Annotated in this window: 25 protein-coding genes; 17 read left to right on the forward strand and 8 right to left on the reverse strand. The window is 61.6% G+C overall.

The genetic code is table 11. The annotated features are described in order from the left end of the window. Positions 1-48: 48 nt before the first annotated feature. The 6 genes from MCB86_RS21385 to MCB86_RS21410 form a co-directional block, all read right to left on the reverse strand. Positions 49-1,056, reverse strand: a complete 1,008-nt coding sequence (locus MCB86_RS21385; protein WP_045161685.1) for a peptide ABC transporter ATP-binding protein — start codon at positions 1,054-1,056, stop codon at positions 49-51. Next, positions 1,049-2,074: an ABC transporter ATP-binding protein gene (locus MCB86_RS21390; RefSeq protein ID WP_239612101.1), complete on the reverse strand. Its 1,026-nt coding sequence runs from the start codon at positions 2,072-2,074 to the stop codon at positions 1,049-1,051. The genes MCB86_RS21385 and MCB86_RS21390 overlap by 8 nt, the downstream gene beginning before the upstream one ends. 52 nt (positions 2,075-2,126) lie before the next feature. Then, entirely contained in the window at positions 2,127-3,038 is a 912-nt protein-coding gene (locus tag MCB86_RS21395) for an ABC transporter permease subunit (protein ID WP_045161687.1), read from the reverse strand. Between the two features lie 11 nt (positions 3,039-3,049). Further along, the gene (locus MCB86_RS21400; protein ID WP_045161688.1) at positions 3,050-4,060 is read right to left on the reverse strand and encodes an ABC transporter permease subunit; all 1,011 of its coding nucleotides are present in this window, start codon (positions 4,058-4,060) and stop codon (positions 3,050-3,052) included. Between the two features lie 176 nt (positions 4,061-4,236). After that, positions 4,237-5,838 carry an ABC transporter substrate-binding protein gene (locus MCB86_RS21405; RefSeq protein ID WP_239612102.1) on the reverse strand — a complete coding sequence of 534 codons (1,602 nt, stop codon included), beginning with the start codon at positions 5,836-5,838 and terminating at the stop codon, positions 4,237-4,239. Between the two features lie 250 nt (positions 5,839-6,088). After that, positions 6,089-6,652: a cupin domain-containing protein gene (locus tag MCB86_RS21410; protein ID WP_045161690.1), complete on the reverse strand. Its 564-nt coding sequence runs from the start codon at positions 6,650-6,652 to the stop codon at positions 6,089-6,091. A gap of 162 nt (positions 6,653-6,814) precedes the next feature. On the opposite strand from MCB86_RS21410, the gene MCB86_RS21415 reads away from it, so the two are divergent. The 3 genes from MCB86_RS21415 to MCB86_RS21425 all read left to right on the forward strand — a co-directional run bounded on the left by MCB86_RS21415 (position 6,815) and on the right by MCB86_RS21425 (position 10,430). After that, positions 6,815-8,044: a Xaa-Pro peptidase family protein gene (locus MCB86_RS21415; RefSeq protein WP_239612103.1), complete on the forward strand. Its 1,230-nt coding sequence runs from the start codon at positions 6,815-6,817 to the stop codon at positions 8,042-8,044. A gap of 113 nt (positions 8,045-8,157) precedes the next feature. Next, positions 8,158-9,057: a drug/metabolite exporter YedA gene (gene yedA / locus MCB86_RS21420; protein ID WP_239612104.1), complete on the forward strand. Its 900-nt coding sequence runs from the start codon at positions 8,158-8,160 to the stop codon at positions 9,055-9,057. Positions 9,058-9,242: 185 nt separating this feature from the next. Next, positions 9,243-10,430 (forward strand): MFS transporter, encoded by a 1,188-nt coding sequence (locus tag MCB86_RS21425; protein WP_239612105.1) that lies wholly within the window; start codon positions 9,243-9,245, stop codon positions 10,428-10,430. A gap of 236 nt (positions 10,431-10,666) precedes the next feature. On the opposite strand, the gene MCB86_RS21430 is transcribed toward MCB86_RS21425, so the two are convergent. Then, entirely contained in the window at positions 10,667-10,837 is a 171-nt protein-coding gene (locus MCB86_RS21430) for a hypothetical protein (RefSeq protein ID WP_155397612.1), read from the reverse strand. A 450-nt stretch (positions 10,838-11,287) separates the two neighbouring features. Between MCB86_RS21430 and MCB86_RS21435 the strand changes: the two genes are divergently transcribed. The 14 genes from MCB86_RS21435 (at position 11,288) to MCB86_RS21500 (ending at position 24,885) form a co-directional block, all read left to right on the forward strand. Next, positions 11,288-11,599, forward strand: a complete 312-nt coding sequence (locus MCB86_RS21435) for a general stress protein (protein ID WP_019339525.1) — start codon at positions 11,288-11,290, stop codon at positions 11,597-11,599. 380 nt (positions 11,600-11,979) lie between these two features. Beyond that, positions 11,980-12,636: a cytochrome c3 family protein gene (locus tag MCB86_RS21440; RefSeq protein ID WP_239612106.1), complete on the forward strand. Its 657-nt coding sequence runs from the start codon at positions 11,980-11,982 to the stop codon at positions 12,634-12,636. A 3-nt stretch (positions 12,637-12,639) separates the two neighbouring features. Further along, positions 12,640-15,597, forward strand: a complete 2,958-nt coding sequence (locus MCB86_RS21445) for a TAT-variant-translocated molybdopterin oxidoreductase (protein ID WP_239612107.1) — start codon at positions 12,640-12,642, stop codon at positions 15,595-15,597. Beyond that, the gene (nrfD, locus tag MCB86_RS21450; RefSeq protein ID WP_239612108.1) at positions 15,590-16,945 is read left to right on the forward strand and encodes an NrfD/PsrC family molybdoenzyme membrane anchor subunit; all 1,356 of its coding nucleotides are present in this window, start codon (positions 15,590-15,592) and stop codon (positions 16,943-16,945) included. The genes MCB86_RS21445 and nrfD overlap by 8 nt, the downstream gene beginning before the upstream one ends. Beyond that, complete coding sequence (locus tag MCB86_RS21455) at positions 16,938-17,465, forward strand: DUF3341 domain-containing protein (protein ID WP_239612109.1); 528 nt, start codon at positions 16,938-16,940, stop codon at positions 17,463-17,465. The genes nrfD and MCB86_RS21455 overlap by 8 nt, the downstream gene beginning before the upstream one ends. Then, a complete protein-coding gene (locus tag MCB86_RS21460; protein WP_045161700.1) occupies positions 17,462-17,992 on the forward strand; it encodes a cytochrome c in 531 nt (176 codons plus the stop codon). The genes MCB86_RS21455 and MCB86_RS21460 overlap by 4 nt, the downstream gene beginning before the upstream one ends. Continuing rightward, entirely contained in the window at positions 17,989-19,017 is a 1,029-nt protein-coding gene (locus tag MCB86_RS21465) for a hypothetical protein (RefSeq protein WP_239612110.1), read from the forward strand. Before MCB86_RS21460 ends, MCB86_RS21465 begins: the two co-directional genes overlap by 4 nt. Beyond that, positions 19,014-19,451 (forward strand): hypothetical protein, encoded by a 438-nt coding sequence (locus MCB86_RS21470; protein WP_052679287.1) that lies wholly within the window; start codon positions 19,014-19,016, stop codon positions 19,449-19,451. The genes MCB86_RS21465 and MCB86_RS21470 overlap by 4 nt, the downstream gene beginning before the upstream one ends. A gap of 71 nt (positions 19,452-19,522) precedes the next feature. Next, positions 19,523-20,437 carry an SCO family protein gene (locus MCB86_RS21475; RefSeq protein WP_239612111.1) on the forward strand — a complete coding sequence of 305 codons (915 nt, stop codon included), beginning with the start codon at positions 19,523-19,525 and terminating at the stop codon, positions 20,435-20,437. Then, complete coding sequence (gene coxB, locus MCB86_RS21480; protein ID WP_045161703.1) at positions 20,434-21,402, forward strand: cytochrome c oxidase subunit II; 969 nt, start codon at positions 20,434-20,436, stop codon at positions 21,400-21,402. The genes MCB86_RS21475 and coxB overlap by 4 nt, the downstream gene beginning before the upstream one ends. A gap of 33 nt (positions 21,403-21,435) precedes the next feature. Further along, positions 21,436-23,061 carry a cbb3-type cytochrome c oxidase subunit I gene (locus tag MCB86_RS21485; RefSeq protein WP_239612112.1) on the forward strand — a complete coding sequence of 542 codons (1,626 nt, stop codon included), beginning with the start codon at positions 21,436-21,438 and terminating at the stop codon, positions 23,059-23,061. Further along, complete coding sequence (locus tag MCB86_RS21490; protein WP_239612113.1) at positions 23,048-23,695, forward strand: cytochrome c oxidase subunit 3; 648 nt, start codon at positions 23,048-23,050, stop codon at positions 23,693-23,695. The genes MCB86_RS21485 and MCB86_RS21490 overlap by 14 nt, the downstream gene beginning before the upstream one ends. Next, complete coding sequence (locus MCB86_RS21495; protein ID WP_045161706.1) at positions 23,692-23,958, forward strand: hypothetical protein; 267 nt, start codon at positions 23,692-23,694, stop codon at positions 23,956-23,958. The genes MCB86_RS21490 and MCB86_RS21495 overlap by 4 nt, the downstream gene beginning before the upstream one ends. A 327-nt stretch (positions 23,959-24,285) precedes the next feature. Next, positions 24,286-24,885, forward strand: a complete 600-nt coding sequence (locus MCB86_RS21500; RefSeq protein WP_239612114.1) for an exopolysaccharide biosynthesis protein — start codon at positions 24,286-24,288, stop codon at positions 24,883-24,885. Positions 24,886-24,999: 114 nt separating this feature from the next. Here MCB86_RS21500 and MCB86_RS21505 read toward each other — a convergent pair whose 3' ends face one another. Next, a complete protein-coding gene (locus MCB86_RS21505; protein WP_239612115.1) occupies positions 25,000-26,475 on the reverse strand; it encodes an FAD-dependent oxidoreductase in 1,476 nt (491 codons plus the stop codon). Positions 26,476-26,681: the final 206 nt, after the last annotated feature.

A 26,681-nucleotide genomic window follows, 5' to 3' on the forward strand; every position in this document is an offset into this window, starting at 1 on the left:
GCCTTTTTTGTTTGGGCATTCAAGACACAACGAGCTGGGCTGGTCAGGCTAGCGAAGCGGTTGTGGGGACGAGCCAACCTCCTCGGCGTAGTGGCAGGCCACCAAGCGCTCATCCAATGGCCGGAACGCGGGGATTTCCGTGCTACACCGTTCAGTGGCATACGGACAGCGCGTGTGAAAGACACAACCGCTTGGTGGGTCGAGCGGGTTGGGCAGTTCACCACGGACGCGGATCTTCGTCCTCACCGCGTCGGGTCGGATACTGGGTGTCGCCGATAGCAGCACCTGCGTGTAGGGGTGCAGGGGACGCGTGTAGATCAGCTCGGCAGGGCCCATTTCCATCGGACTGCCGAAATACATCACCAGCACCTTGTCCGCCACGTGGCGGACCACGGCCAGGTCGTGCGAGATGAACACATAGCCAGCGTTGAACTGCTCCTGCAGATCCATGAACAGGTTAAGAACCTGCGCCTGAATCGACACGTCCAGAGCCGAGGTGGGTTCGTCGGCGATCAGTACCTTGGGATTGAGCATCATCGCACGCGCCAAGGCGATACGTTGACGCTGACCGCCAGAGAACATATGCGGGTAGCGCTGGTAGTGTTCGGGCCGCAACCCCACCTGCTGCATCATCGCCTGCACCCGCTCACGGCGTTCGCTACGTGATAGCTGCGTGTTGATCACAAGCGGTTCGGCCAACTGATCACCGATTTTCTGCCTTGGGTTCAACGACGCGTAGGGATTCTGAAACACCATCTGCACATCTCGGCGAAGCTGCTTGCGCTGCGCCTTGTCGGCACCGGCCACTTCCTGACCGGCAATCTGCAGCGAACCGGAGGTTGGCTCCTCGATAAGGACCAGGGCGCGGGCAAGCGTGGATTTGCCGCAGCCGGATTCGCCCACAACGGCAAGCGTTTCGCCGGCCGCCAGTTCGAAAGACACGCCGTTCAGCGCACGTACGGTGGCGTGTGGTTTGAACAGCCCGCGAGAGATCTCGTAGTGGCGGGTCAGCTCACGTGCGGATAGCACGCTATCTGTCGACGTCTCATTAGACATGCTGATCTCCGGGAGGCTGGCTCGGACGTTGCGCCTCTGGAAGCACTTCGGGTGCTTCGCCTGGCGACATGTGGCGAGGGAAAAAGCAGCGCACTTCGCCGCGCTCATAAGGTTGCAGAGCGGGACGCTCCGAGCAGCGCGGCTGGGCATAGGGGCAGCGTGGCGAGAGCAGGCAACCGGCCGGGCGGTCGTAACGGCCCGGTACGATGCCCGGCAAGGTCGCCAGCCGCCGGCCATTAGAGTGCTCCGGGATGGAGGCCAGCAGCGCCTCGGTATAGGGATGAGCCGGGACGTCGAAGAGCTGCGGTACCCGGCCCGTCTCCACCGCTTGGCCGGCGTACATCACACATACGCGTTGAGCGGTTTCGGCGACCACCGCGAGGTCATGGGTGATCAGGATCAGTGCCATGTTCTGATCGCGCTGCAAGCTCAGCAGCAGTTCCATGACCTGTGCCTGGATGGTCACGTCGAGTGCGGTGGTGGGCTCGTCGGCTATCAGCAGCTGCGGTTCGCCGGCGATGGCCATGGCGATCGCCACGCGCTGGCTCATGCCGCCGGAGAGTTGGTGCGGGTAGGCATCGAGGCGACTGGCTGCGCCGGGAATCTCCACCCGCTCAAGCAGTTCGAGCGCACGCTGGCGGGCTGCCTTGCCCTTGAGGCCAAGGTGTTGGCGCAGAACTTCCTCGATCTGGAAGCCCACCGTGTAGCTGGGGTTGAGTGCAGTCATCGGATCCTGAAAGACCATCGCCAGGTCTTTGCCGATCAAGCGGCGGCGCTGGCGGCCTTTGAGGGTCAGCAGGTCCTGCTCGGCAAATCGCAGGCGGTCGGCTGAGACCTTGCCCGGCGCATCGACCAGCCCCATCAACGCCATCATGGTGACCGATTTGCCGGAGCCGGATTCACCGACGATGGCCAGCACTTCGCCCCGGTCGACACGAAGGTCTAGCCCATCGACTACTGGCGGTGCGCCGTCATCACCAAAGCGAACCGATAGGTTTTGAATTTCGAGAAGGCTCATGGACGGACTTCTCCCGGTTGAGTGGGCATTGGATCAGACATCGATGAGTTCCTCATGCGGCGTTTTTCAGCTTCGGATCCAGCGCGTCGCGCAGGCCGTCACCGAGCAGATTGATCGCCAGCACGCTGAGCAGGATCGCCAGGCCGGGTAAGGAAACCACCCACCAGGCACGCTCGATGTAGTCGCGGGCCGAGGCCAGCATGGTGCCCCATTCGGGGGTCGGCGGCTGAACGCCAAGGCCTAGAAAACCCAGCGCCGCGGCGTCCAGAATCGCCGAGGAAAAGCTCAGCGTGGCCTGGACGATCAATGGCGCCATGCAATTGGGCAGCACGCTGATGAACATCAGTCGAAGGGTGCCGGCGCCGGCCAGCCGAGAAGCCGTGACGTAGTCGCGATTGAGTTCGGTCATCACCGCTGCGCGAGTTAGTCGCACGTAGGAGGGCAGCGACACGATGGCGATGGCGAAGATGGTGTTGATCAGGCCCGGGCCGAGAATCGCCACGATCGCCACCGCCAGAAGCAGGGAAGGCAGGGCCAGCATGATGTCCATCAGCCGCATGATGAACGGGCCCATTCCGGTAGGGGAAAAACCGGCCAATAGCCCCAGCAGGATGCCGGGGATCAGCGAGAAAATGACCGAGGCCAGGCCGATAAGCAATGACAGCCGCGCGCCATGGATCAGACGCGACAGCATGTCCCGCCCTAGTTCGTCGGTGCCTAGCAGGAACTGTGAGGTGCCGGCTTCTTGCCAGGCGGGAGGCGTGAGCAGGAAATCGCGGAACTGCTCGGCGGGGCTGTAGGGAGCCAACGCTGGTGCGAACAGGGCGCAAATCACCAGCAGCGACATGAACATCAAGCCGCCCAACGCGCCCTTGTTACGACGAAAGGCGCTCCAGAACTCTCGCAGCGGAGAGGGGTAGTAGTCGGTTGGCTCGGCGGCCGGCAGGGTATCGAAGTTGTTCATCGTCCGGCCTCTTAACGCTGATGACGAATGCGGGGGTTGGCCAGACCGTAGAGGATGTCCACGATGAAATTGACCAGGATGACCAGACAGGCGACCAACAGAATGCCGTTCTGCACTACCGGGTAATCGCGGGCGCCGATGGATTCGATCAGCCATTTGCCGATACCCGGCCAGGAGAAGATGGTCTCGGTCAGTACGGCTCCCGCCAGCAACGTGCCGATCTGCAGGCCAAAGACGGTCAACACGGGAATCAGTGCGTTGCGCAATCCATGGATGAACACCACCCGGTTAGGCGACAGCCCTTTTGCCCGGGCGGTGCGTACATAGTCTTCGCGCAATACTTCGAGCATCGCCGAACGGGTCATACGAGCGATCACCGCCAATGGAATTGTCGCCAGCACGATGGACGGCAGGATCATATGGTGCAGGGCGTCCATGAAGGCACCTTCCTCATCACTGAGCAGGGTATCGATGAGCATGAAACCGGTGATTGGCTGCACGTCATAGAGCAGATCGATGCGCCCCGACACAGGCGTCCAGCCAAGGCCCACGGAGAAGAACATGATCAGAATCAGTCCCCACCAGAAGATCGGCATCGAGTAACCCACCAGCGATACGCCCATCACCCCGTGGTCGAACAAGGAACCGCGTTTCAGGGCGGCTACCACGCCAGCCAACACACCGAGAGTGCCGGCAATGATCAGTGCGGCAAGTGCCAGCTCGAGTGTGGCGGGGAACAAGGTGGTGAATTCTTTCCAGACACTGGTGCGGGTGCGCAATGACTCGCCCAGGTTTCCCTCGGCCAGCTGGCCAATGTAGTCGGCATATTGGAGATACAGCGGTTTGTTCAGGCCGAGGCGCTCCATGGCCTGGGCATGCATTTCCGGGTCGACCCGGCGCTCGCCCATCATTACTTCCACCGGGTCGCCGGGAATCATGCGAATCAGGGCGAAGGTGAGCAGTGTGATCCCGAAAAAGGTCGGGATCAGCAAAGCCACTCGGCGGGCTATGAAGCTGAACATCGTTGCAAAACTCCTGGTCGGGCCCCGCCGGCGGCGAGTGCGTTGGCGAGGCGATTCCGTAGTGGCTGATCAACCGCAACCGAAGCGGCTACCACCGAAACTCGGGTCGTGGTTGAAAAAACAATGGCGCGGACGCAACCGGACTAACCCCACAGGCTAGCCCGGTGTCGCCATCACTAGCGCTTGTTTTCCACGCCGTAAAAGGAGTTGAGTGAGAAGGGACTGATTTTGAAGCGTTCCACGCTGTTGCGCATCGGCTGGTAAACGGTGGAATGCGCGATCGGCGTGATCGGCACTTCTTGCTGGAGGATCTGCTGCGCCTGTTCATACAGTTTGGTGCGTTCAGCCTGATCCGTCATACGCTTGGCCTGCTTGACCACTTCGTCGTAGTTGGCATCGCACCAGCGCGACCAGTTGTTGCCGCCTATCGCATCACAGCCATAGAGGGTGTTGAGCCAGTTGTCCGGGTCGCCGTTGTCGCCAGTCCAGCCGATCAGCATGGCGTCGTGCTCGCCTGCATGGCCGCGCTTGATGTACTCGCCCCATTCGTAGCTGACGATGCGGGCCTTGATGCCGATTTTGGCCCAGTCGGACTGGATCATCTGAGCCATCAGTTTGGCGTTCGGGTTGTACGGCCGCTGGACTGGCATCGCCCAAAGGGTGATCTCGGTGCCTTCCTTCACGCCGGCCTGCTTGAGCAGCTCGCGTGCTTTGTCCGGGTTGTATTCAGTGCCCTTGATACTCTCATCGTAGGACCACTGCGTCGGCGGCATGCCGTTGACGGCCAGCTGGCCGGCACCCTGGTAGACCGCTTCGATGATTGACTTCTTGTCCACCGCCATGTCCAGCGCTTTGCGTACCTCGAGCTTGCCGAGTGGCTCGTGCTCAACGTTGTAAGCGATGTAGCCCAGGTTGAACCCGGGTTGGTTGGGCACTTTCACGTTGGGGTCTTTCTGCAACGCCGCGAGGTCGGCAGGGCGCGGGTTGAGCGTGATCTGACATTCCCCGGCGCGAAGTTTCTGTGCGCGGACCGAGGCATCGGTGGTGATGGCAAAGATCAGGTTGTCGATCTTCACGTCCTCTGGGACCCAATAATCCTTGTTTCCTTTGAAACGAACCTGCGCATCTTTCTGATAGCGGCTGAATACGAACGGACCAGTGCCAATCGGCTTCTGGTTGATCTGCTCACCCTTGCCGGCCTTAAGCAGTTGATCGGCATATTCGGCTGAGTGGATCGAGGCGAAATGCATCGCCATATTCTGGATAAAGGCCGCATCCACTTTGTCGAGGGTGAAACGCACCGTCATGTCGTCGAGTTTTTCGACGTTGGTGATGTTCTTGTCCATGCCCATATCAGTGAAATACGGGAACTCGCTGGGGTACGCCTTTCGGAACGGATGGTCCTTGTCGAGCATGCGCTGGAAGGTGAAGACGACGTCATCGGCGTTGAATTCGCGGCTTGGTGTGAAGTAATCAGTGGTATGGAACTTCACCCCCGGGCGCAGATGAAAGGTATAGGTGAGACCGTCATCGCTGACGTCCCACTTCGTTGCCAGGCCGGGCTGGGCGAGAGTGCCGCCTCGCTCGAACTGGGCCAGGCGATTGAAGACGGTTTCAGCCGAGGCATCGAAGTCGGTGCCGGTGGTGTACTGACCTGGATCGAAACCCGCGGGGCTGCCTTCAGAGCAAAACACCAGGTTGCTGGCGGCGAAGCTGAGCGGCGAGCCGAGGATCAGTCCTGCGGCGAGCAACGTGCGGATCGAGATAGTGTTTCGCATGCAAACCTCATTCTTTTTTATGTTCATCGAGGGTTGGTCTCGTGGACCGAACAGTGGCTCACTGCACGCCGGTGTCGCCGTTGGGGGTTGCCCGCTCGGCGCAGAACACTGTTGGTAGCTGAGTCCTGGAGACACAGCCTAGCCTGCCTCGAAATTAAGTCATGCTGAAAACAGGGTCAACCGAAATTAAGCACTGCTAAATTTCTTCGACCTGGCTTTCGGTTACGAGGCCTAGCAATAGTGATGCCAGTTAGCGGGTGGTCAGATCGTCAAACAAACCCATGGTCGTTACCGTCAGCACTTCGGCCGCCTGGTCGCCCACATTCGCCAGATGATGCGGCTTACCCGCGTCGAAGTGAATCGAGTCTCCGCTGCCCAGCGGATAGTCGCGACCGTCTACCGTGTAGACGATTCTTCCCGACAGGACATAGGCGAATTCAGCGCCCTCGTGGGCGATGAGTTCTGATTGATAGCCCACCGGCATGCTGACCTTGACGGCGTTCAGCAGATTACCGGGGAAATTCGTAGAGAGGCGTTCGTAGGCCAGCGGCTGCCCCTCGATGGTGTACCGCACGCGCTCACCCTGGTGCGAGTCGGGCTGCGCCTGGCTGGGTTGATCGAACAGTGAATTGAGCGGCACACCGAGCGATTTGGCGATGTTCGCCAGCGATGAAATAGAGATGCCCGTGAGGTTGCGCTCGGCTTGGGAAAGGAAGCTCGCCGTCAGGCCGGACTCCCTGGCTACTTGATTCAAGGTCTTGTTCGCGGCACGCCTGTGCCGGCGCAAACGCTCACCGATGCGATCGACTGTCATGGGGGTTCGCCTTGTCAAAGTGGCCAGTATACGGCCAGCCCAACGAGCTCGCGCCAGTCCTAGTTCTGGCTATTTCGCGGTTTGGTTGAAAAAAGCTTTGCTTGAAAATTTAAGCTGTACTTAAATCCCGCGAACTTTCTTGGGTTCGTTTTGGAGAGCAGGATGACCATCGGCGTCGGCGGCAGCACGCAAGAAGAGGCGCTCGGGCGCTTGGGCAACATGCTGGATGGCGTCGAGCCGATCGGGCTGGCGGAGTACCGGGCACGCATCGAAAAGGCGCAGCGGCGAATGAGGCAGCTCGGATTCGAGGCGATCTTTCTCAGCGCCGGCCCCAATCTCGAATACTTCACCGGGGTGCGATGGAGTCCGAGCGAGCGCATGGTGGGTGCGATTCTGCCCGCGAATGGTGCGCTCGAATATCTGGCGCCAGCGTTCGAGGAAGGCACGGTTCGTGACTTCATGGTGGTCGATGGTCTGGTCAATGGCTGGCAGGAGCACGAAAACCCCTATCGTTTGCTGTTCGGCTGCCTGCTGCGCCTGGGCATCGAGCCAAACCCAAGAGTCAGGCCGCGTATCGGGCTCTGTTCAACACTGCCGTTCTTCATGTTCGACGGTCTTCGGATGCTTGATCCCGGTTATGCATTCGTCGATGCAGGCGCGGTAACCGCTCATTGCCGCCAGTGCAAATCCACTGCGGAAATCGCTCTTATGCAGCGCGCAAAGGACATGACGCTGGCGGTGCACAAGGCCACCGCGAGTATTCTTCGCGAGGGAATCAGCACCGCGGAGGTGGTTGAATTCATTCACCAGGCGCATCGTGCCGTGGGTGCGTCAGGCTCGGTTTTCTGCATTGTTCTGTTCGGGGAGGCGAGCGCATTTCCCCACGGTGTGAAATACGAACAACGGCTAAAACCTGGCGATATGGTGCTGATCGATACCGGCTGCCGCGTGCACAGCTACCTTTCCGATATCACCCGGAGCTACGTCTTCGGCGAGCCGAACGAGCATCAGCGGGCGCTGTGGGGCTTCGAGAAGGACGCGCAACTGGCGGCATTCGCGGCCGCGCGACTGGGCGCTCGTTGCGAACAGGTGGATGAGGCCGCACGCAGTTCACTCGAAGCGTGCGGCCTGGGCCCGGGCTACCAATTGCCCGGCTTGCCGCATCGCACCGGGCACGGTATCGGGCTGGAAATCCACGAGAGCCCATACCTGGTGCATGGCGACCAGACACCTATCGACGTGGGGATGTGCTTCAGCAATGAACCGATGATCTGTGTACCAGGCGAGTTCGGTATCCGTCTGGAGGATCACTTCTACATGACAGAGAGTGGACCGCGTTGGTTTACCGAGCCGAGTCACAGCATCGATGACCCGTTCGCTCTTGACCGCTGAGGAGCAGGGTGATGCGACGAACTGCACCGGTAAACAAATAACTGACTGTGCTTATCCTCGGGTGGGGCAGCCTACTTAGAATGATCGGTCCCACTGCCGCTCGGGCTTTTACCATGCGCCGCTATCCTTTGCTGCTCGTGGGCGCTTTTATGGCGCTCTACTTGATCTGGGGCTCGACCTACTTCGTGATCAAGCTGGGCGTACAGGCCTGGCCACCGATGCTGCTGGCCGGGTTGCGGTTCGTCATCGCCGGTAGCCTGATGTTCGCCTGGCTGCGTTGGCGCGGTGTGCCGATACCGACGGTGAAGGAATGGCGATCATGCGCAATTGTTGGCGTGCTGCTGCTGAGTTGCGGCAACGGCGGCGTCACGATCGCAGAACATCTCGGCGTGGCCTCGGCGGTAGCGGCACTGGCGATTGCCACCGTACCGCTGTTCGCTTTGCTGTTCGGGCTGATCTGGGGGCAGCGAACCACGACGCTGGAATGGTGCGGCATCCTGCTGGGGCTGATCGGTATCGGCCTGCTCAATCTCGGCCACAACCTGCAGGCGAGTCCGCTAGGTGCGGTACTGGTATTGCTCGCGGCAGCCAGTTGGGCATTCGGTTCGATGTGGAGCCGACATCTCAGCCTACCGGCCGGCGCGATGGCCAGCGCGGCACAGATGCTGATTGGCGGCGCGGTATTGCTGGTTGGCAGCGTCGCCAGTGGCGAGCGTCTGCAGGAGATGCCCGATCTCGCCGGCTGGCTCGCGCTTGCCTATCTGACCCTACTCGGTTCCATTGTCGCGTTCAGCGCCTATCTCTACCTGCTCAAGCATGTACGACCCGCCGCAGCCACCAGCTACGCGTATGTCAATCCGGTGGTCGCCGTGCTACTGGGAGTGACGTTCGCTGGGGAACGGATCGGTACCGAAGAGTGGTTGGCAATGACGGTCATCGTATCTGCTGTGATACTGATCGGCTTGCCGCAGTGGCGTAAATCAGCCGTTCCGGCCGGTATCAAACCGGTCTGAGTCGCGGATCCCGCTCCGACCCGCTAGGGTTGTATGATGAGTTCCGCCTTGCCGAAATCAAAACCCATCGGTTAGAGCTCACATTCCATTGCATGGCGCAGTGCTTGCTCTTCGTGTTCTAAACAGTGCCGTCGAGCGGCCCGCCATCGTTCAATTCGCGTTTCATCACATCGACAGGCGAACCGATGCCCGCTGCGAAAACACCTGCTACAAACGACACTCTGTTCATCCTGTCGCTGGTGGTGTTCAACTTCATTTCGTTCATTTCCATCGGTATTCCCCTGGCATCGCTGCCGGGGTACGTCCACGAAAACCTCGGCTTCAGCACCGCGGTCGCGGGCATCGTTATTGGTGCGCAATATCTGACTACCTTGCTTTGTCGACCGCTCGCCGGGCGGTTGGCCGATGAGCGCGGCGCGAAGAAGACCGTACTGATCGGCATGGCGTCCGGTCTGGCCAGCGGTGTGTTGCTGCTGATCTCGGCGCTGCTGGAATCCTGGCCGATAGCGGGCATCAGCGTAATGCTCATGAGCCGGTTGATTCTAGGCTTTGCGCAGAGCCTTATCGGTATTTCGGCAATCACTTGGGGCATCAGCCGGTTGGGGCCGGAAAGCACCGCGCGGATGATTTCCTGGAACGGTGTCGCCGCTTATGGCGGCGTGGGCATCGGTGCGCCGCTGGGTGTGTTTCTGGAACAATCGCTGGGGTTGTGGAGCCTGGGCGTGGTGACCATGTTGCTGGCGGCGACCGGATTGGCGCTGGCCTGGCGCCGAGGAGATGCACCGCTTAACCCAGGCGAGCGCTTACCCTTCAGCAAGGTGTTGTGGAAAGTCGCTCCGCCTGGCCTCAGCCTCTCACTGGCCACCATCGGCTACGGCACGCTGACCGCTTTTATTGCCCTGTACTACGGCTCGCGCGGTTGGGAAGGCGCCGCCTGGTGCCTGACGGCGTTCGCTTTTGCGTTTATCGGGACCCGCTTGCTGTTTCCCAACCTGATCAACCGTGTCGGCGGCTATTCGGTTGCGGTGGTCTGTCTGGTGGTGGAGATCTTCGGGCTGGCGATGCTCTGGCTCGCCGAGGCGCCGAGCATGGCCTTGGCCGGCTCGGCGCTGACCGGATGCGGTCTGTCCTTGCTCTACCCGGCGCTGGGTGTGGGTGTGGTCTCCCGCGTCGGGGCCGTCAACCGCAGCTCGGGACTCAGCGTTTTTGCCATGTTCTTCGATCTGGCGTTGGGCCTGTCCGGCGCGATCATGGGTGCCCTGGCGGTCTATATCGGCATGCAGAATATTTTCCTAGGCGCAGCGGCAATGGCCGTGGCTGGCCTTGCAATCGTCTGGGGATTGCTCAAGCAGGAACGCAAGGCCGAAGGATGATCGCCGCAATACCGGCTACAGGGGAGCAGAGCCTGCCCGCTGAGATAGCCACTTCCCGAGCCGGAGGAGCAGCACCTAGGCGCAATGTCTGTCGCAAGCGAGCCCACCATCACGAATCAGAACGGGACGCAGGCGTTACGTGATGACACCTGGGCGGGCCGAAAGCACCGCTGAACCGGCGCCCGCTACCGCGTAGCGTCTAGAGCGATTCGGTAACGCAGTGGCTATCCCGCTGGTTACCGTCCTGCTGCACACATGCCGAGGTCCAGGGAGGCGCGTCGAGCCAGGGCTGCAGCACTCGGCCGATAGCTGCCCTTGCCTCGCTGGAGCTGCTTCCAGAACTCCAGCGGCTGCTTGGCACTGAGATCCGATTGCTTCACCAGGTTTTCCAGGGTCTTGCTGCTCATGTGGCCTCCAATAGCTCGATCGAGTGGTTGGTGGTCTTGAAAAAAGTCGCGTCCTTGCGCCAGCCGTCGCGGCTTTCCATGGATCTGAGATTGCCTGGCGCGAGTTACAGCTTGTTGACAGATTGCTCAGAACTCACCCGGGAGACGAACGGTAAGCCGCAGCCGAGGTTGTCGCCTGCGCTTGATCAATCAGAGCCGGGGAAATGCGTTATATCGATGTAAGCATCGCCGCTTCTGGAGTCGCCGTCTCGTTGCTATTGAAGTGCGATCATTTTGATTGATGGAATATATAAGGCGTGCCGGCTTCGCTCGATTTTTCGATTTAACCGTTCATCGTCAAGCTGGGATATTTGGCGAACTAATGTCCGCATCTTGTTTTCGGACATAGTGAGGCGGTTGTACTGCAGTCGCCATGTTCATTAGTACCATCCATGTAACTGGAGAAATCTCATGTCGAATGATAAGAGCGGAAATCCGGGTAACTTTGCAAATGATCGCGAGAAGGCGTCCGAAGCTGGGCAAAAGGGCGGCCACAACAGCGGCGGCAATTTTGCCAACGATCCGCAGCGCGCCTCTGAGGCTGGCCAGAAAGGCGGTCAGAACAGCGGCGGCAACTTCGCCAATGACCGCGAGAAGGCTTCCGAAGCTGGCCAGAAAGGTGGCCAGAACAGTGGAGGGAACTTTGCCAATGATCGTGAGAAAGCCTCCGAAGCTGGCAAGAAAGGCGGCCAGAACAGCCACGGCGGTGGCCGCAATTCGTAAGCCGTTATCGCTACAGCAGTAGCGGTTACGAGTACAAGCGGAGCCTGTATTGCAGGTTCCGCTTTTTTTGTGCGTACTAATTAACTGAGGCTCTTTAATAGCGCCATCAGAATTTTTATAAGCATATATTGCCTTAATCGATATGTAATATTTTATAGCCCTTTGTAAATATTTTAAGCAGGCGCCTCGGCTGTTCATTGCTTATCAAGTGCTAGTTCTTTTTCGTATTCGAACGGTGCTCCACGATTGGCCTGCGAACCGATCATGGCAAGCCGGCATGTGGCTTGGTATCGGCGAATTTCCCGAGCCGTTATGTTGAGTGCTGAACTCATCAGAGCCGTTGGGGCCGAAACAGATGGATACAAAAAAAGAAGTAGGACATGGCCCAGATTTTTCCCCGTTCGGCTGACATGTGGCTGCGTCTGGCCTTGCTCATCCTGTTCGGCGGGCTGGCTGGGCTATTCGTGGCACTCGTGGTGCTCGACCGTTCGGATTACAACAGCGGCAAGGGTTGGTTGGTACGCCAACCGGTGCCTTTCAGCCATGAGCATCACGCTGGCGCGCTGAAGATCGACTGCCGGTATTGCCATGACAGCGTCGAGACCAGTGCCGTGGCGGGGCTGCCGCCAACCGATACCTGCATGAGTTGTCATTCACAGATTTGGACGGGCGCCGAGATGCTTGCGCCGGTGCGTCAAAGCCTGGTCGAGCACCGGCCCTTGCGCTGGAACCGCGTAGCCGAGCTGCCCGATTACGTCTATTTCCAGCACAACGTCCACGTCAACGCCGGGGTCGGTTGTGAGACTTGCCATGGCCAAGTCGACACCATGCCGCTTATGTATCGAGCAGAGAGTTTCACCATGAGCTGGTGCCTGGACTGTCATCAAGATCCCGCGCCGCGCCTGCGGCCACGCGATGCGGTGACCACCATGGGGTGGAAAACCGAGCACGACCGTCGTGCTGTGGGCGAGGAAATGATCAAGGAGCACCACATCGATACCGAAAACCTGACCCACTGCTATATCTGTCACAGGTAACCCATGGATCGCACGCCGCTCGACTACGCCGCCATCCGCCAACGTCTTGAAGGCCAGCACGGGCCGCGTTATTGGCGCAGCCTTGAACAGCTGGCTGACGAACCGGCGTTCGCCGCATTCGTCGATGCCGAATTTCCCAGCGTCGCGCCGGAGATGGACCGTCGCCGCTTCCTCCAACTGATGGGTGCTTCCATGGCGTTGGCCGGGCTAGCGGGATGTGGGCAGGAGCCAGAGCAGGGCGTGCCCTACGTCATGCAACCGGAGAAAGTAACGCCCGGAGAGGCGCGCTGGTACGCGAGCGCCGTTCCGTTTGCCGGTTACGCGCAACCGGTGCTTGGACGGACCCACGTTGGTCGGCCGACCAAGCTCGAGGGAAACCCCGACCATCCGCTCAGCCGGGGCGCCGCAACCGCCTTCACCCAGGCGGCTATTCTGCAACTGTACGATCCAGACCGCTCCCAGGCACCTCGCTACGAAGGGCACATCAGTACCTGGAATGCGTTTCAGGGTGCGGCGGTGGAGCAGGCAGCCCGTGCCGACGCAGCGCAAGGCGGTGGCTTGCATGTGCTGATGGGCGCCAATAGCTCGCCGACTCTGCAGCGTCAGTTCGCCGCGATGATCGAACGTTGGCCGCAGGCGAGGCTGTACCGCTTCGAACCTTGGGAAGGCGAAGCCTACGCCGCCAGCGAACGAGCGCTGGGACGTCCGTTGGAAACCCACTATCGATTCGAAGATGCCGAGTGGGTGGTGAGCTTCGAGCATGACTGGCTCGGCCCCGGCCCACGTGAACTACCGCAGGCGATTGCCTGGAGCGAGCGCAAGCGGCGGGCCGCACGCGGTGAGGGCGAGGCACGCTTGATCGTGGTGGAATCCTTGTCCACCGTAACCGGCGCCAAGGCGGTCAATCGGCGGCGGGTCGAACCGTCCCAACTACGCGCTTACGTGCAGGCATTGGTGGCGGCGTTTGGCGGTGGCGCTGCGACGAGCCTGCCAGTCGATGCGCAACATTGGATCGATGAGCTGGCCAGGCAACTGCAGGCGCGTCGCGGTCGTTGCCTGATCACCGCTGGCGAATTTGCGCCATTGGACGTCCAGGCCGCGGTGCATTGGCTCAATCAACGGCTCGGCAACTTCGGCAAGACCGTTCTCTATACCGAACCGGTGACCTGGCTCGAAGCCGGAGGGCAGCGCGTCTCCGGTCTGGCGGAGTTGGTGGCGGCGATGCTGGCTGGTGAGGTCGAAACCCTGCTGATGCTTGATTGCAATCCAGCGCACACGGCGCCGGGGGGGTTGACCTTCACCGACGCCTTGGAGCGGGTTCCGCAGCGTATTCATGCCGGGCTCTATTACGACGAAACGGCGGCTCTCAGTCATTGGCATCTGCCCTTGACCCATGCACTGGATGGCTGGTGCGACAGCCGCGCCGCCGATGGCGGCGTCTGCCTGACACAACCGCTGGTGCGCCCGTTTTATAGCAGCCGCACCCAGGCCGAGGTGCTGGCGCTGGTGATGGGCGACCTGTCGCCAGACGCCCTGACGCTGATGCGGCAAACCTGGCAGATGCTGAATGACGATGCCTGGCGTCAGGCGCTGGAACTCGGGTTCATCCGCGACAGTGCCTTCGCATCGGTCGAGGCCAACGCGAGCGCGCCGCGGTGGGACGCTTCAGCTACTTCCGAGGCGGTCGGCCTGAGTGTGCTGTTCCGGCCCGACCCGAGCGTCTGGGACGGGCGCTTCGCCAATCTCGGCTGGCTCCAGGAACTGCCCAAGCCGATCAGCAAGCTCACCTGGGATAACGTCATCGGCGTTTCGCCGGCGCTGGCCGAGCGGGAAGGCATCGCCAGCGGCGACCGCTTGCGCGTCACGCTCGGGCGCGACGTGGCCGAGGGACCTGCCTGGATCATGCCGGGCCAGGCCGATGATACGCTGAGTCTTTTCGGCGGCTACGGGCGTGCTCGTGCGGGACGAGTCGGCGATGGGCTTGGTTACGATGTTTCGCCGCTGCGCACGGCGGACCAACCCTGGAAGCGTGAGGGTGCGCAGCTGACCCGGCTGGCGCGCCATACCAAGCTGGCGTCGACCCAGCCGCATCACGTTCTGCACGGCAAGGAGCTGATTCGCAGTCACCCGCGCGAGGTGGCGTTCGACGAAGCCGCACCCAAGCCGGAGCAGGTCACGCTTTATCCACCACCGAAGCAGGGCGATACCGCCTGGGGCATGGTCATCGATCTGGACCAGTGCATCGGCTGCAACGCCTGCGTGGTGGCCTGTCAGGCCGAAAACAACATACCGGTGGTGGGCAAGGAACAGGTCGAGATGGGACGCGGCATGCACTGGTTGCGCGTCGATCATTATTACGGCGGCGACCCCCGCGAACCGACCTCGGCGTTCCAGCCGGTGCCCTGCATGCATTGCGACCAGGCGCCCTGCGAAGTGGGTTGCCCGGTGAACGCGACGGTGCACGGCCCGGATGGGCTGAACGAGCAGATCTACAACCGCTGCATCGGCACGCGCACCTGCTCCTCGTACTGCCCGTACAAGGTGCGTCGTTTCAATTGGTTCGACCTCACCCAGGACGATCCGCCCTCGATCCAGCATCAGCGCAACCCCAATGTCACGGTGCGTTCGCGCGGGGTCATGGAGAAATGCACCTACTGCGTGCAGCGTATCAGCGAAGCGCGGATTACCGCCCGTATCGAAAACCGCGAGATAGCCGATGGTGAGGTGAAAACAGCTTGTCAGCAGACCTGTCCGACCCAGGCGATCGTCTTCGGCAACCTTCAGGACCCGAACGCAGAGGTCAACCGCGAACGCCACACCAGACGACACTACGCGTTGCTCGAAGAACTCAATACCCGGCCCAAGACCACCTATCTGGGCCTGGTCGAGGAGCCGGCAGCCCTGCCGGGCGATGCCGAGCCCCTGGAGTTGCGCTCGGCCAACGGGGAACGTGATGCCTGAGGCGCCGCATTTCCTGCCGCAAGGGATGCCGCTTGGCGCGGTGTCGGAGCGCGTGCTCGACCTGCCGACCGACTTCAACCGCTACCGGCGGGCCTGGTGGATGCTGTTCACTCTCAGCTGCCTGCTGCTGGGTGTGTTCGTTGTCGCCGCGGCGGTGGCGTTGTGGAGAGGCGTTGGTGTCTGGGGCAACAACATCCCGGTGAACTGGGGCTTCGCCATTCTCAATTACATGTGGTGGCTCGGCATCGGCCACGCCGGCACGTTCATCTCGGCTTTGCTGCTGTTGCTCAACCGCCCGTGGCGCAACTCGCTCAACCGCCTCGCCGAGTTGATGACGCTGATGGCCGTGGTCTGCGCCGGGGTCTATCCGATCCTGCACCTGGGACGGCCCTGGCTGTTCTACTGGACCGCGCCATACCCCAACACCATGGAGCTCTGGCCACAGTTCAAGAGCCCGACGGCCTGGGACTTTTTCGCGGTGCTGGGTTACCTCGGCGTGTCGCTGCTGTTCTTGTATGTCGGCTCCATCCCTGATTTCGCCTCGGCGCGTGATCGCGCCACCAAGCGGCACTATCAGTATTTCTACGGGCTGCTCGCGCTCGGCTGGCGCGGCGCGGCTTCGCACTGGAGCCACTGGCGCCGCACCTACCGATTCATCGCATTGCTGGCGGTACCGCTGGTGTTTTCGGTGTCCAGTGGCTACTCGTTCCTGCTCGATTTGGCGCCTGAAACGGGCTGGCACTCGACCGTCTTTCCACCGTATTTCGTCGCCGGTGCGGTGTTCTCCGGTTTCGCCATGGTTATCGTCATCGCGCTCGGATTGCGGCGGTTCTTCGGTTGGCACGAGCTGATCACTGACAGCCACCTGGAAAAGCTCGGGCTGCTGTTGCTGGCGACCAGCTGGATGACCAGCTACGGCTATTTCGCCGAACCCTTCATCGCGTTTTATTCGGGCAAGGAGCACGAAATCCTAGTGACCATGAACCGCATCGCCGGGCCCACGGCCTGGAGTTTCTGGACGGCAATCTTCTTCAATCTGGTGGTGACACAGGCGCTCTGGTGGCCGGCGGTGCGGCGCAACGGTCGGGCCATGTTGATCATCGCCCTGGGCGTGCTGGTGGGCATGTGGTGCGAGCGCTACATGCTGATCATCCAGCCGCCGACGCGTGATTACCTGGTCTCTAGCTGGCAGGCCTACAGCCCGTCGTTCTGGGATTGGGCGCTGTTCATCGGCACCTTCGGCCTGTTCATGGTGCCGTTCTCGCTGTTCATGCGCTTCCTGCCGATGATCTCGACCTTCGAGCTCAAGGAGGTGCTGCATCGCTACCGGGGAGGCGCCAATGAGTAAGCGCCATTACGGCCTGCTGGCTGATTTCGCTCATCCCGATGCGATGCTCGATACCGTGCGCGCTGCCCGGGCGGCGGGCTATCGGCGAATAGAGGCCTACAGCCCGTTTCCGGTGGAAGGAATAGAAGAATTGCTCGAGCACCGCAGCAATCGCCCTTACGGGTTTGGCGTGGTCGGGGCGCTGGTGGGTATCGTCATCGGCCTGGGCATGCAGATCTACGCCAACCTCAGCTATCCGATGGAGATCGGCGGAAGGCCACTGATCGCGTTGCAAAGCTTCAGCATCGTGACCTTTCTGCTGATGGTCAGCTTCGCGACGATATTCGCCGTGTTCGGCCTGCTCTGGTTGTGCCGGTTGCCCTTGCTCTGGCACCCGCTGCATGAGGCGAGCGCGTTCGGGCGGGCTACCGATGATCGCTTTCTGCTCTGTATCCGCGCTGATGATCCGCTGTACGACCAGACCGGCACAGCAGTCTGGCTGGCCGAACGCGCAATGTCAGTGACAGAGGTGCCGGCATGATTCGCTGGCTGTTGCTCTGTGCGCTGCTGTTGGGCCTTGTCGGTTGTGATGACATGGCTCAGCAGCCGCGTGCCGATGCGCAGGAGCCCAGCAGGTTCTTTCCGGACGGTAAGGTCAACCAGGTGCCGCCTGCCGGCACCGTTGCCCGTGGGGATCTCACTTGGGAAGCCGTATTGGCCGAGCGGCCAGCGCTGACGGTGGAACTCATGCAGCGTGGTCGCGAGCGCTTCGAGATTTACTGCTCGCCTTGCCACGGGGTAGCGGGCGACGGCAATGGCACCGTGGTCAATCGCGGATTTCCCCGGCCGCCGGATGTTGCCGAGCCCAGGCTCATCGCGGCGCCCGACCGGCATTTCATGGACGTCATCGCCCATGGCTACGGCCAGATGTACAGCTATGCCGCACGCGTGCTGCCCGCCGATCGCTGGGCCATCGTCGGCTATATCCGCGCCTTGCAATTCAGCCGTCGCGCCGAGGTTGGCGGCCTGCCTGAAATCGACCGCGACACGCTGGAGCGCCTGCCATGAGCGCTCGTAGAGTGGCATTTGTCGGCGTCGGACTCGGCGTGCTCGGGTTGTTGGCGTGCCTGCTACTGGCCAGTCGCGAGGCGGTGGCGGCGAGCCTGGCCAGTCTGCTGGGCCTGGCCGGCATTCCGTTGGGTGGGTTGTGTCTGGGCTTGAGCGTGGCGCTGGTCAGTGGCAATGCGCGGGACCAGTTATGGCCATGGACGCTGTTCAGTGCGCGTGCCTTGCCAATGCTGGCGTTGATCGCGCTCCCGGTGCTGGCGGGAGCCGGTGCGCTCTACGAATGGGTGGGCACCGACGAAGGCGGCTTCCGTGGTTTCTGGCTTGCCTGGACGAGCTTTGCGGTGCGCGCAGTGCTGTATCTGGCGGCGTGGTGGGCCTTGGCGAAATGGGTGCTACCGCTAAGCCTCAATCGGCCCGCAGCGGCCGGTCTGGGCTTGATCGCTCTGGTATTGACCACATCGCTGGCCGCGGTGGACTGGGCGATGTCGCTCGACCCGCATTTCACATCCAGCCTGTTTGGCATGGTCTGGTTCGGTCGGCTGATGCTCACTGGCATCGCCTTCTGCTGCTTGCTGGTGCTCAGTCGTGGCCGCGATCGGTCGGGCCGCGATCGGCCGGGCGTGCTGCGCGGCATGCTGGCCGCCGCGGCATTGGCGTGGCTCTACCTGCATTTCATGCAGTACCTGGTGATCTGGTACGGCAACCTACCTGAGGAAATTCGCTGGTATCAGCACCGCACCGAGGGTGTCTGGTTGTGGCTGACCTGGCTGTTGGGCGCCGGTCAGTCGCTGGTTTTCATCACGTTGCTCTGGCCGTTCTCACAGCGCCGCCCGGCATTGACGGCGCTGGCCGCAACGACCCTGGTGCTGGGGTTGGTCGAAGGTGTCTGGTTGAGCTTGCCGGGATTGAAGGCAATGCAACCCGTGGTTCTGGGGTTGGCGCTGGTCTGCGCCTGGATGGCTGGCGTCGGGCTGCTGGCTCTGGCCTTACTGCCGGGAGGAATGATGCCGAGGAGAACGCCATGAGTGTGCCGGTGGATCCGGTTTCGAAAGAAGACGGCTTCGAGCATCACGACGCCAACGTCAAAGTGCTACTGATCATCGGTTTCGGCATTTTCGCCGCCTTGCTGGTGGCGGGCATCGGGGTGGCTGGCTTGCTCTGGTGGTACGACCTGCAGCCGGACAAGCCGGTCACCGCGCTTGAGAGACGCACGGAGAAACCGCCCAAGCCGCGGTTGGAGAACGACCCGCGGGCAGGCGGTAACGAGGTCGTGGTGGCGGGGCGCGAATTGATCGAGCACTACGGCTGGGTCGATCGTGAGGCCGGGCTGGCGCGTATCCCGGTGGATCGCGGCATTGTGCTGTTGGCCCAACGTGGCTGGCCTTCACGTGCAGAGCCCGAACCGGGTGAAAAAATGCCGCCTCGTGAGCAACAAGCCAGGGGGAGGGCGCAGCAGTGATGCATCGATCTCTGTACCCGGACGGGGCGACGACGAACGGGTGGCACCCATCTTACGGATCTTCTGTGTGTATGCGCCTGCCTTGGCGCAAAGCCCCCGAACCATGGCGGCCGACTCAACACCCCCAGGCCACGACTCGCTTTCCACGCTACCTTGCCACCCTGTTTCTGACTGTCCTCGTCCTGCAGTACGGTGGGCCAGTGATGGCCGACGCACCGTTCGATCCCTTCGCCGCGGCTGGCATCGAACAGAAGCCCGGCGCGCAGGTGCCGTTGAAGCTGCGCTTTACCAATGTGAACGGCGACCACGTCACCCTCGACGAGCTATTCGGGGCGCGCCCGGTGATACTCGCGCCGGTCTACTATCGTTGCCCGAACGTCTGCGGCGCGCAGCTTTCGAGCCTGTTCAACCTGTTGTCGGCGTTGTCCTTCGAGCTTGGCAAAGACTACGAGGTGATCGCCTTCAGTATCGACCCGCGCGAAACCCCGCAGGATGCTGAGGCCGAGCGCGCCAAGTTGCGCAAACGTTGGCCGCAGCTGGTGGATTCGCCGCACGTGCACTTTCTCAGCGAGGTCGCCCCGGCGACTCGTCCAGAGCCGAACCCTTCACATCCGGCTGCTGGTGCCGCGCTGGCCGAGGCGCTCGGCTTCACCTACAGCTGGGATCCGGAGATCGGCGAGTTCGCCCATGCTTCGGCGATCGCCACGCTAAGCGCTGAAGGGAAACTGGTGCGCTGGCTGTACGGCCTCGGCTATCAACCGGATGACATGCGCCTGGCGCTGACTGACGCCGGGGAAGGAAAGATAGGCTCGCTGGGCGACCAGCTGCTGCTGCTCTGTTATCACTACAACCCACGCACTGGTGGCTACGACAACCTGGTCATCGGTGCGCTGCAGGTCGGTGGCATCGGCACCACTCTGCTGCTGGGCGGCTTCATCGGAGTCACCCTCTGGCGCGAGCGTCGCAAGTCGAAGGCTGACGCATGAACGAAGCCTTCGTCCGCTTCTGGCCGCAAACGGCCTCAAACTACGCCGGGAATGTCGACTGGCTGGTCTTCGCCTTCACCGGAATGATGATGTTCTTCGTGGTGCCGGTGTTCGTCCTGCTGGTGCTGTTCTCGTTCCGCTATCGCAAGGGCACACAGGTGCCGCGGGATCATCGCCCCCGCGGCAGCATGAAAGTCGAGATGACCTGGATCGCCTTGCCCTTCGTCGGCGCCATGGTCATCTACCTGGTGTCGGCCAAGCTCTACTACGAGGTGCGCACGCCACCGCCGGACGCCATGGAAATCCAGGTGGTCGGCAAGCAGTGGATGTGGAAGTTCCAGCACCCCGGCGGCCAGCGCGAGATCAATACGCTGCACGTGCCGGTCGACCAGCCGATCAAGCTCAACATGATCTCCCAGGACGTCATCCACAGCCTGTATTTTCCGGCCCTGCGGGTGAAGCAGGACCTGCTGCCCGGCCGCTACACCCAGCTCTGGTTCAAAGCAACCAAGACCGGACGCTTCCAGGCCTACTGCGCCGAGTATTGCGGCACCGACCATTCTCGGATGCTGGCGGATCTGGTGATCTTGCCTGCGCAGGAATACGCGGCGTGGCTGGAACAGGCCGGGACGTCGGAAAGCCTGGCCGATCAGGGCGGCGCGCTGTTCCGTCAGTTTGGCTGCAGCGGTTGCCATGGTGCGGCCAATGTCGCTCACGCGCCGAATCTGGTTGGCCTCTACGGCCGTCGGGTGGCGCTGCAGAACGGTGAATCGGTGCTGGCCGACGATGGCTACATTCGCGACAGCATCCTGCTGCCGAACAAGCAGGTCGTGGCCGGCTTCGAGCCCATCATGCCCAGCTTCGACAACGTGCTGGATGAGGAAGCGGTGCTGCGTCTGACCGCTTATATCAAGTCTTTAGGACACGTTGGTGAAGGAGGGCAGGATGCTGCTGACCAACCCTGAAACCAGCCTACCTCGGCACAGGAGTTCCACCCGTTGAGCCAGAAGAACCCCGCCGCGAACCAGCGCCCCAGCTACCTGGCCGACGAGCACGGCCTGCGCACCTGGTTCATGACCACCGACCACAAGCGCATCGGGATCATGTACCTGATCGCCGTCACCGCGTTCTTCTTCCTCGGCGGGCTGGCGGCCAGTGCGATCCGCATCGAGCTGATCACGCCGGAAGGCGACCTGCTGACCGCCGATGGCTACAACCGCGCCTTCACGTTGCATGGCGTGGTGATGGTGTGGTTTTTTCTGATTCCGTCGATCCCGGCGGTGTTTGGCAACTTCCTCGTCCCGATCATGATTGGCGCCAAGGACATGGCCTTTCCCAAGCTGAACCTGTTCAGCTGGTACCTGCTGGTGGGCGGCGGCGCGTTCACCCTCTTCGCGTTATTGGCCGGCGGCGTGGACACCGGCTGGACCTTCTACACGCCGCTCTCGACCATGTTCAGCAACGGCCATGTGGTGGCGGTGATCCTCGGCGTGTTCATCACCGGGTTCTCCTCGATCCTTACCGGGCTGAACATCATCGTTACCATCCACACGCTGCGCGCGCCCGGGATGACCTGGTTCCGCATGCCGCTGTTCTGCTGGTCGCTGTACGCCACCTCGGTGATCCTGGTGCTGGCCACGCCGGTGCTCGCGATCACGCTGATACTGGTCGCCGCCGAGCACCTGTTTCATATCGGCGTGTTCGACCCGACGCTGGGCGGCGATCCGCTGCTGTTCCAGCACCTGTTCTGGTTCTACAGCCACCCGGCCGTGTACATCATGATCCTGCCGGCCATGGGCGTGATGAGCGAACTGGTCACGGCGGCGGCACACAAGCGCATCTTCGGCTACAGCTTCGTGGCCTATTCGAGCCTGGCGATCGCGGTGATCGGCTTCATGGTCTGGGGGCACCACATGTTCGTCGCGGGCCAGTCGATGTACGCCAGCATGGTGTTTTCGCTGCTCAGCTTCCTGGTCGCGATCCCCTCGGCGATCAAGGTCTACAACTGGACCGCGACGCTCTACAAAAGCAACCTGACCATCAATGCGCCGTTCCTGTACGCGGTGACCTTCATCGGTCTGTTCGTGGTGGGCGGGGTGACCGGTCTGTTCCTCGCGTTGCTGGCGGCCGATGTGCACGTTCACGACACCTACTTCGTGGTCGCGCATTTCCACTACATCATGGTCGGCGCGGCGGTGGCAGGGTTCTTCGGCGCGCTGCATTTCTGGTGGCCGAAGATGACCGGGCGGATGTACTCCCAGCTGTGGGGCAAAATCGCCGCGGTAATGATCTTCCTCGGTTTCAACCTGACGTTCTTCCCGCAATTCCTGCTCGGCTACCTGGGTATGCCACGGCGATACCACAACTACGGTGAGGATTTTCAATTCCTCCACGTGCTGTCCTCGGCGGGCGCGGCGATTCTCGCGGTGGCTTATATCCTGCCGTTCTTCTACCTGCTCTGGTCGCTGCGCTACGGGCCAATCGCCGATGACGACCCCTGGGAAGCGGCCGGGCTGGAGTGGCGAACGTCGTCGCCACCACCGACGCACAATTTCGTCGAAACACCGATCGTTGATTTCGAAGCCTACGAGTATCCGCCCGAGGCGACTCATGGCCGTTCGTAAGCGATACCTCGCCGAACAGTTTAGTACCGCCTCGCAGCAGCGCGAGGCGACCTATCTGGGCATGTGGCTGTTCCTGGCCACGGAAATCATGATGTTCGGCGCGTTGTTTCTGGTGATCAGCTACTACCGCCTGCATGACCCGCAGGCCGTCGCCGAGGCGGTGCATCATCTGCACTTTGTGCTGGCCGGTTTCAACAGCGCGCTGCTGCTGACCGCCAGCCTGTGCATGAGCCTGGTGGTCAAGGCCTCGCGCCAGGACTATCACCGGCACGTGCAGCTCTGGTTGGTGCTGGCGGCCTTGCTGGGGCTGGGATTTCTCGGCCTGAAGGGCTTCGAGTACGCCTGGGAGTACCGTGAAGGGCTGCTGCCGGGCTCGCCCAACGAGTCGCCGCTGAAAAACCCGGGCTCGCGGCTTTACATGGTCATCTACCTGTACTCCACGGCGTTGCATGCGCTGCACGTATCGATCGCCGTGGTGCTGGCGCTGGGCATGGCGGCTCGCATTCATTTCGGCCACATGAAGCTGCCCGAGCGCGCCATCACCCTGGAAATGGTCGGCCTCTACTGGCATCTGGTCGACGTCATCTGGATTCTGCTGTACCCCGCTTTGTACCTGCTCGGGAGGCCAGCATGAGTCTTCGCAACCTGTTGCTGACCTACCTCGGTCTGATTTCGCTGCTTGCCGCCAATGTGCTTCTGGCCCTATGGCTGCCAGCCTGGTCCGACTGGGCATTGCTCGGGGCGGCGGGGCAGGCGGCACTGCTGCTGTTCGGTTTCATGCAGCTGGGTCAGCACTCGGCGCTGGTGCGCTTCTTCGCGCTGGGTGCCGGGTTCTGGCTGCTGCTGATGTTCACCCTGACGCTTATCGACCTGTTGACCCGCAAGGCTGGTTTTTAGCGACGCAGATCTGGCAAGCGAACCGAGCCGGCCCCTCTGGCATCTGGCCGGTGCGCAAGGTCTACGGGCGCGGTCAGATCGTCTACCTATGTTGAGCACGACGAAACGACATATGCATGGTCCGCAGCTCTAGAATCATCCCCAACAGGCACGGTCCCAAAACAATGAGCTTTATGGCGATAGGGCTTGTGCCGCATGGTTCAAACCGGCCAGGCCGAGCCAGAGCCGATACGGTGCGGGCTGCTGAGTACTGCACGCCACTCCGCGAAACGATCCGGTCAGGTTGACGCTTGGCGCTTCAACCCACCTGCAACGAGGAGGACCGAAATGGCCGATGCCAACGAGCAGCAGCCCGATTGCTTGGAAGATGTCATCAACGAGGTCGTCGACCTCGGTGATGGTCAGGCAAAGGTGTCGGTTGGCGATATACAGCAAACGATCGGTCAGCGAAGTTTCGGGCTGTTTTTATTCGTTCCGGCGATTCTTGAGATCAGCCCGGTAGGCGGCATTCCCGGGTTGCCGACCCTGTTGGCGCTGATCATCGCGATGTTCGCCGTGCAGCTACTGTTCGGGCGTGATCATTTCTGGATTCCGGGTTTCATTGCCCGTCGCTCAGTGAGCGGCGACAAACTTGAAAAAGGTCTGAACAAGATAAGACCGGTGGTGCGCTGGCTGGATAAGGTCAGCCGCAATCGATTGACGTGGGCGACGCGCAAAGCGTTTCTGAAAGTCATCGCGATTATCTGCCTACTGCTGACAGCTTCGGTGCCACCGCTGGAGCTATTGCCGTTCGCCAGCACCGCACCGTTTTCGGCGATCTGCCTGTTCGGCCTGGGTATCACCACGCGGGATGGAGCGGCGATCGTGGCGGGATTGGTGGTAGCGGTTGGTGCATTCGTACTGGCGGGCATGGGAATTAGCGGCTAAGCGCACGCGGCGGGTGATGGATGACTGCCGGCCTTGGCCATCGAGTAATCCAGCGAATTGACCGGTGGATCCTGCTGTACTGAGCCGCGCCCGGAATCTAGGGCTTGCCGTCAATCAGAGCGTCTTGGCTGCCAATGGCTGTACGGCCGGGCCATGGATGACGCCGCCGTTGGCCTCGAAAATCGAGCCGTGGCAAGGGCAGTCCCAGGTGCGGTCGGCGTTGTTCCAGGTCACGGTGCAGCCCATGTGCGTGCACGCTGCGGACACGCTATGCAGCGTACCGGAATCGTCTCGCCATACGGCGATCTTCTCATCGCCACGGGTGATCACACCGCCTTCTCCATGACCTATTGCTTCCAGCTCTTCGACCTGCGACTGACTGTCGGTGCTCTGGTTGAAATCATCCGGAGAGGGCCGCGTTGGATCGTAAAGATGCTTCCATGGCCGGCGTCCAGTGATGATCTGGCGAGCGATGCCCAGCCCGGCGGCGGTGCCGTTGCTTATGCCCCAGCCATTGAAACCGGTGGCAACGAACAAACCGGGCGCTTTCTCGCTATCCGGCTCGCCGACGTACGCCATGCGGTCGGCCGTGTCGTAGTCTTCGTTGCACCAACGCCAGGCGGGTTCGCTGACCGGCAGGTTGCCTCGTGCCCAGCTTTCCAGGTCGACGAAGCGCCGGGCGACGTCGCCGTCCTGGCCAGTCTTGAAGCGCGGACCCAGGACGATCAGCAGGGGGCCTTCGGTGTCGTGACCCATGCGGATCGAATGCGTCGGCTCGTCGACCCCGATGAACATCCCCTCCAAATGTGCGTCCCCTTGTGGACGGAAGGCCATCGCTACATGGCAGCGCGGTTGGGTAGGGCTGACGAGATCGATTGGCGTCTCGACCGGCATATGCGTGGCGAGGATCACCTGTTCGGCATCGATACTTCCACCCTCGAAACCGACCTGCCAACGCCCTTTGTGCTCGAAGCTCCGCGCACGGGTTTGCTGGTGGATGCGTCCACCGCGCGCCTGCACCGCATTGGCCAGCCCCAACAGATAGCGAGTCGGGTTGAACTGCGCCTGATCCGGAAATTCCAGGGCACAGGCGGTATCGAAGGGCAGGGGAGCACGCTCCAGAAGCCTGGCGGCAAAACCCAGGCAGCGTGCTGCTTCGGCTTCCTGCTCGATGGCCGCCCGCCAATCCGAGGAGCAGGCGTAGGCAAAGGCGGACTGGTGCTGGTAGTCGCAGTCGATCTGGAGGGTCTCGACCCAGTGACGAATGCGATTTACGGCTTCGCGATTGGCGTCGGCATAACACTGTGCCAGTTCTTGGCCGAAGGTATCGATCAGGTGTCGGTAGATGAGTGCATGCTGAGTGGTGACCTTTGCGGTGGAGCGCCCAGTGACCTGAAGGCCGACCTCGCGCGCTTCGAGCACCACGACGGATTTGCCGGCTTCGCACAGGGTCATCGCCGCGCTCAGCCCGACAATGCCGGCGCCAACCACCACCACGTCGCACTCGCTGTTGCCGGTCAGGCGTGGGAAATCGCCGTGCGGTGCGCTGGCGGTCCAGCAGCAATTGGGGGTTGCGGATAAGGCTGGCATGGCTGGCTTCTCCTCGGCTGAATCGATTGATTGATCTGTCGACGTTTCTCTGCGCGACGGTGAGCACAGGCTGCTCGGCACCGCGGCCTGCCGGCTTTGTGCGCTCACGCAACGTCAGGTACTAGCCAGTAGAACGACCCGATCCGGGCAGGTTCCTGACCATCGGGCAGGACGGAACACGCGCAACCAAGACCGTTCTCCTCTCG

This window comes from Pseudomonas sp. KSR10 (assembly GCF_022355455.1).
Taxonomy (GTDB): domain Bacteria; phylum Pseudomonadota; class Gammaproteobacteria; order Pseudomonadales; family Pseudomonadaceae; genus Stutzerimonas; species Stutzerimonas stutzeri_E.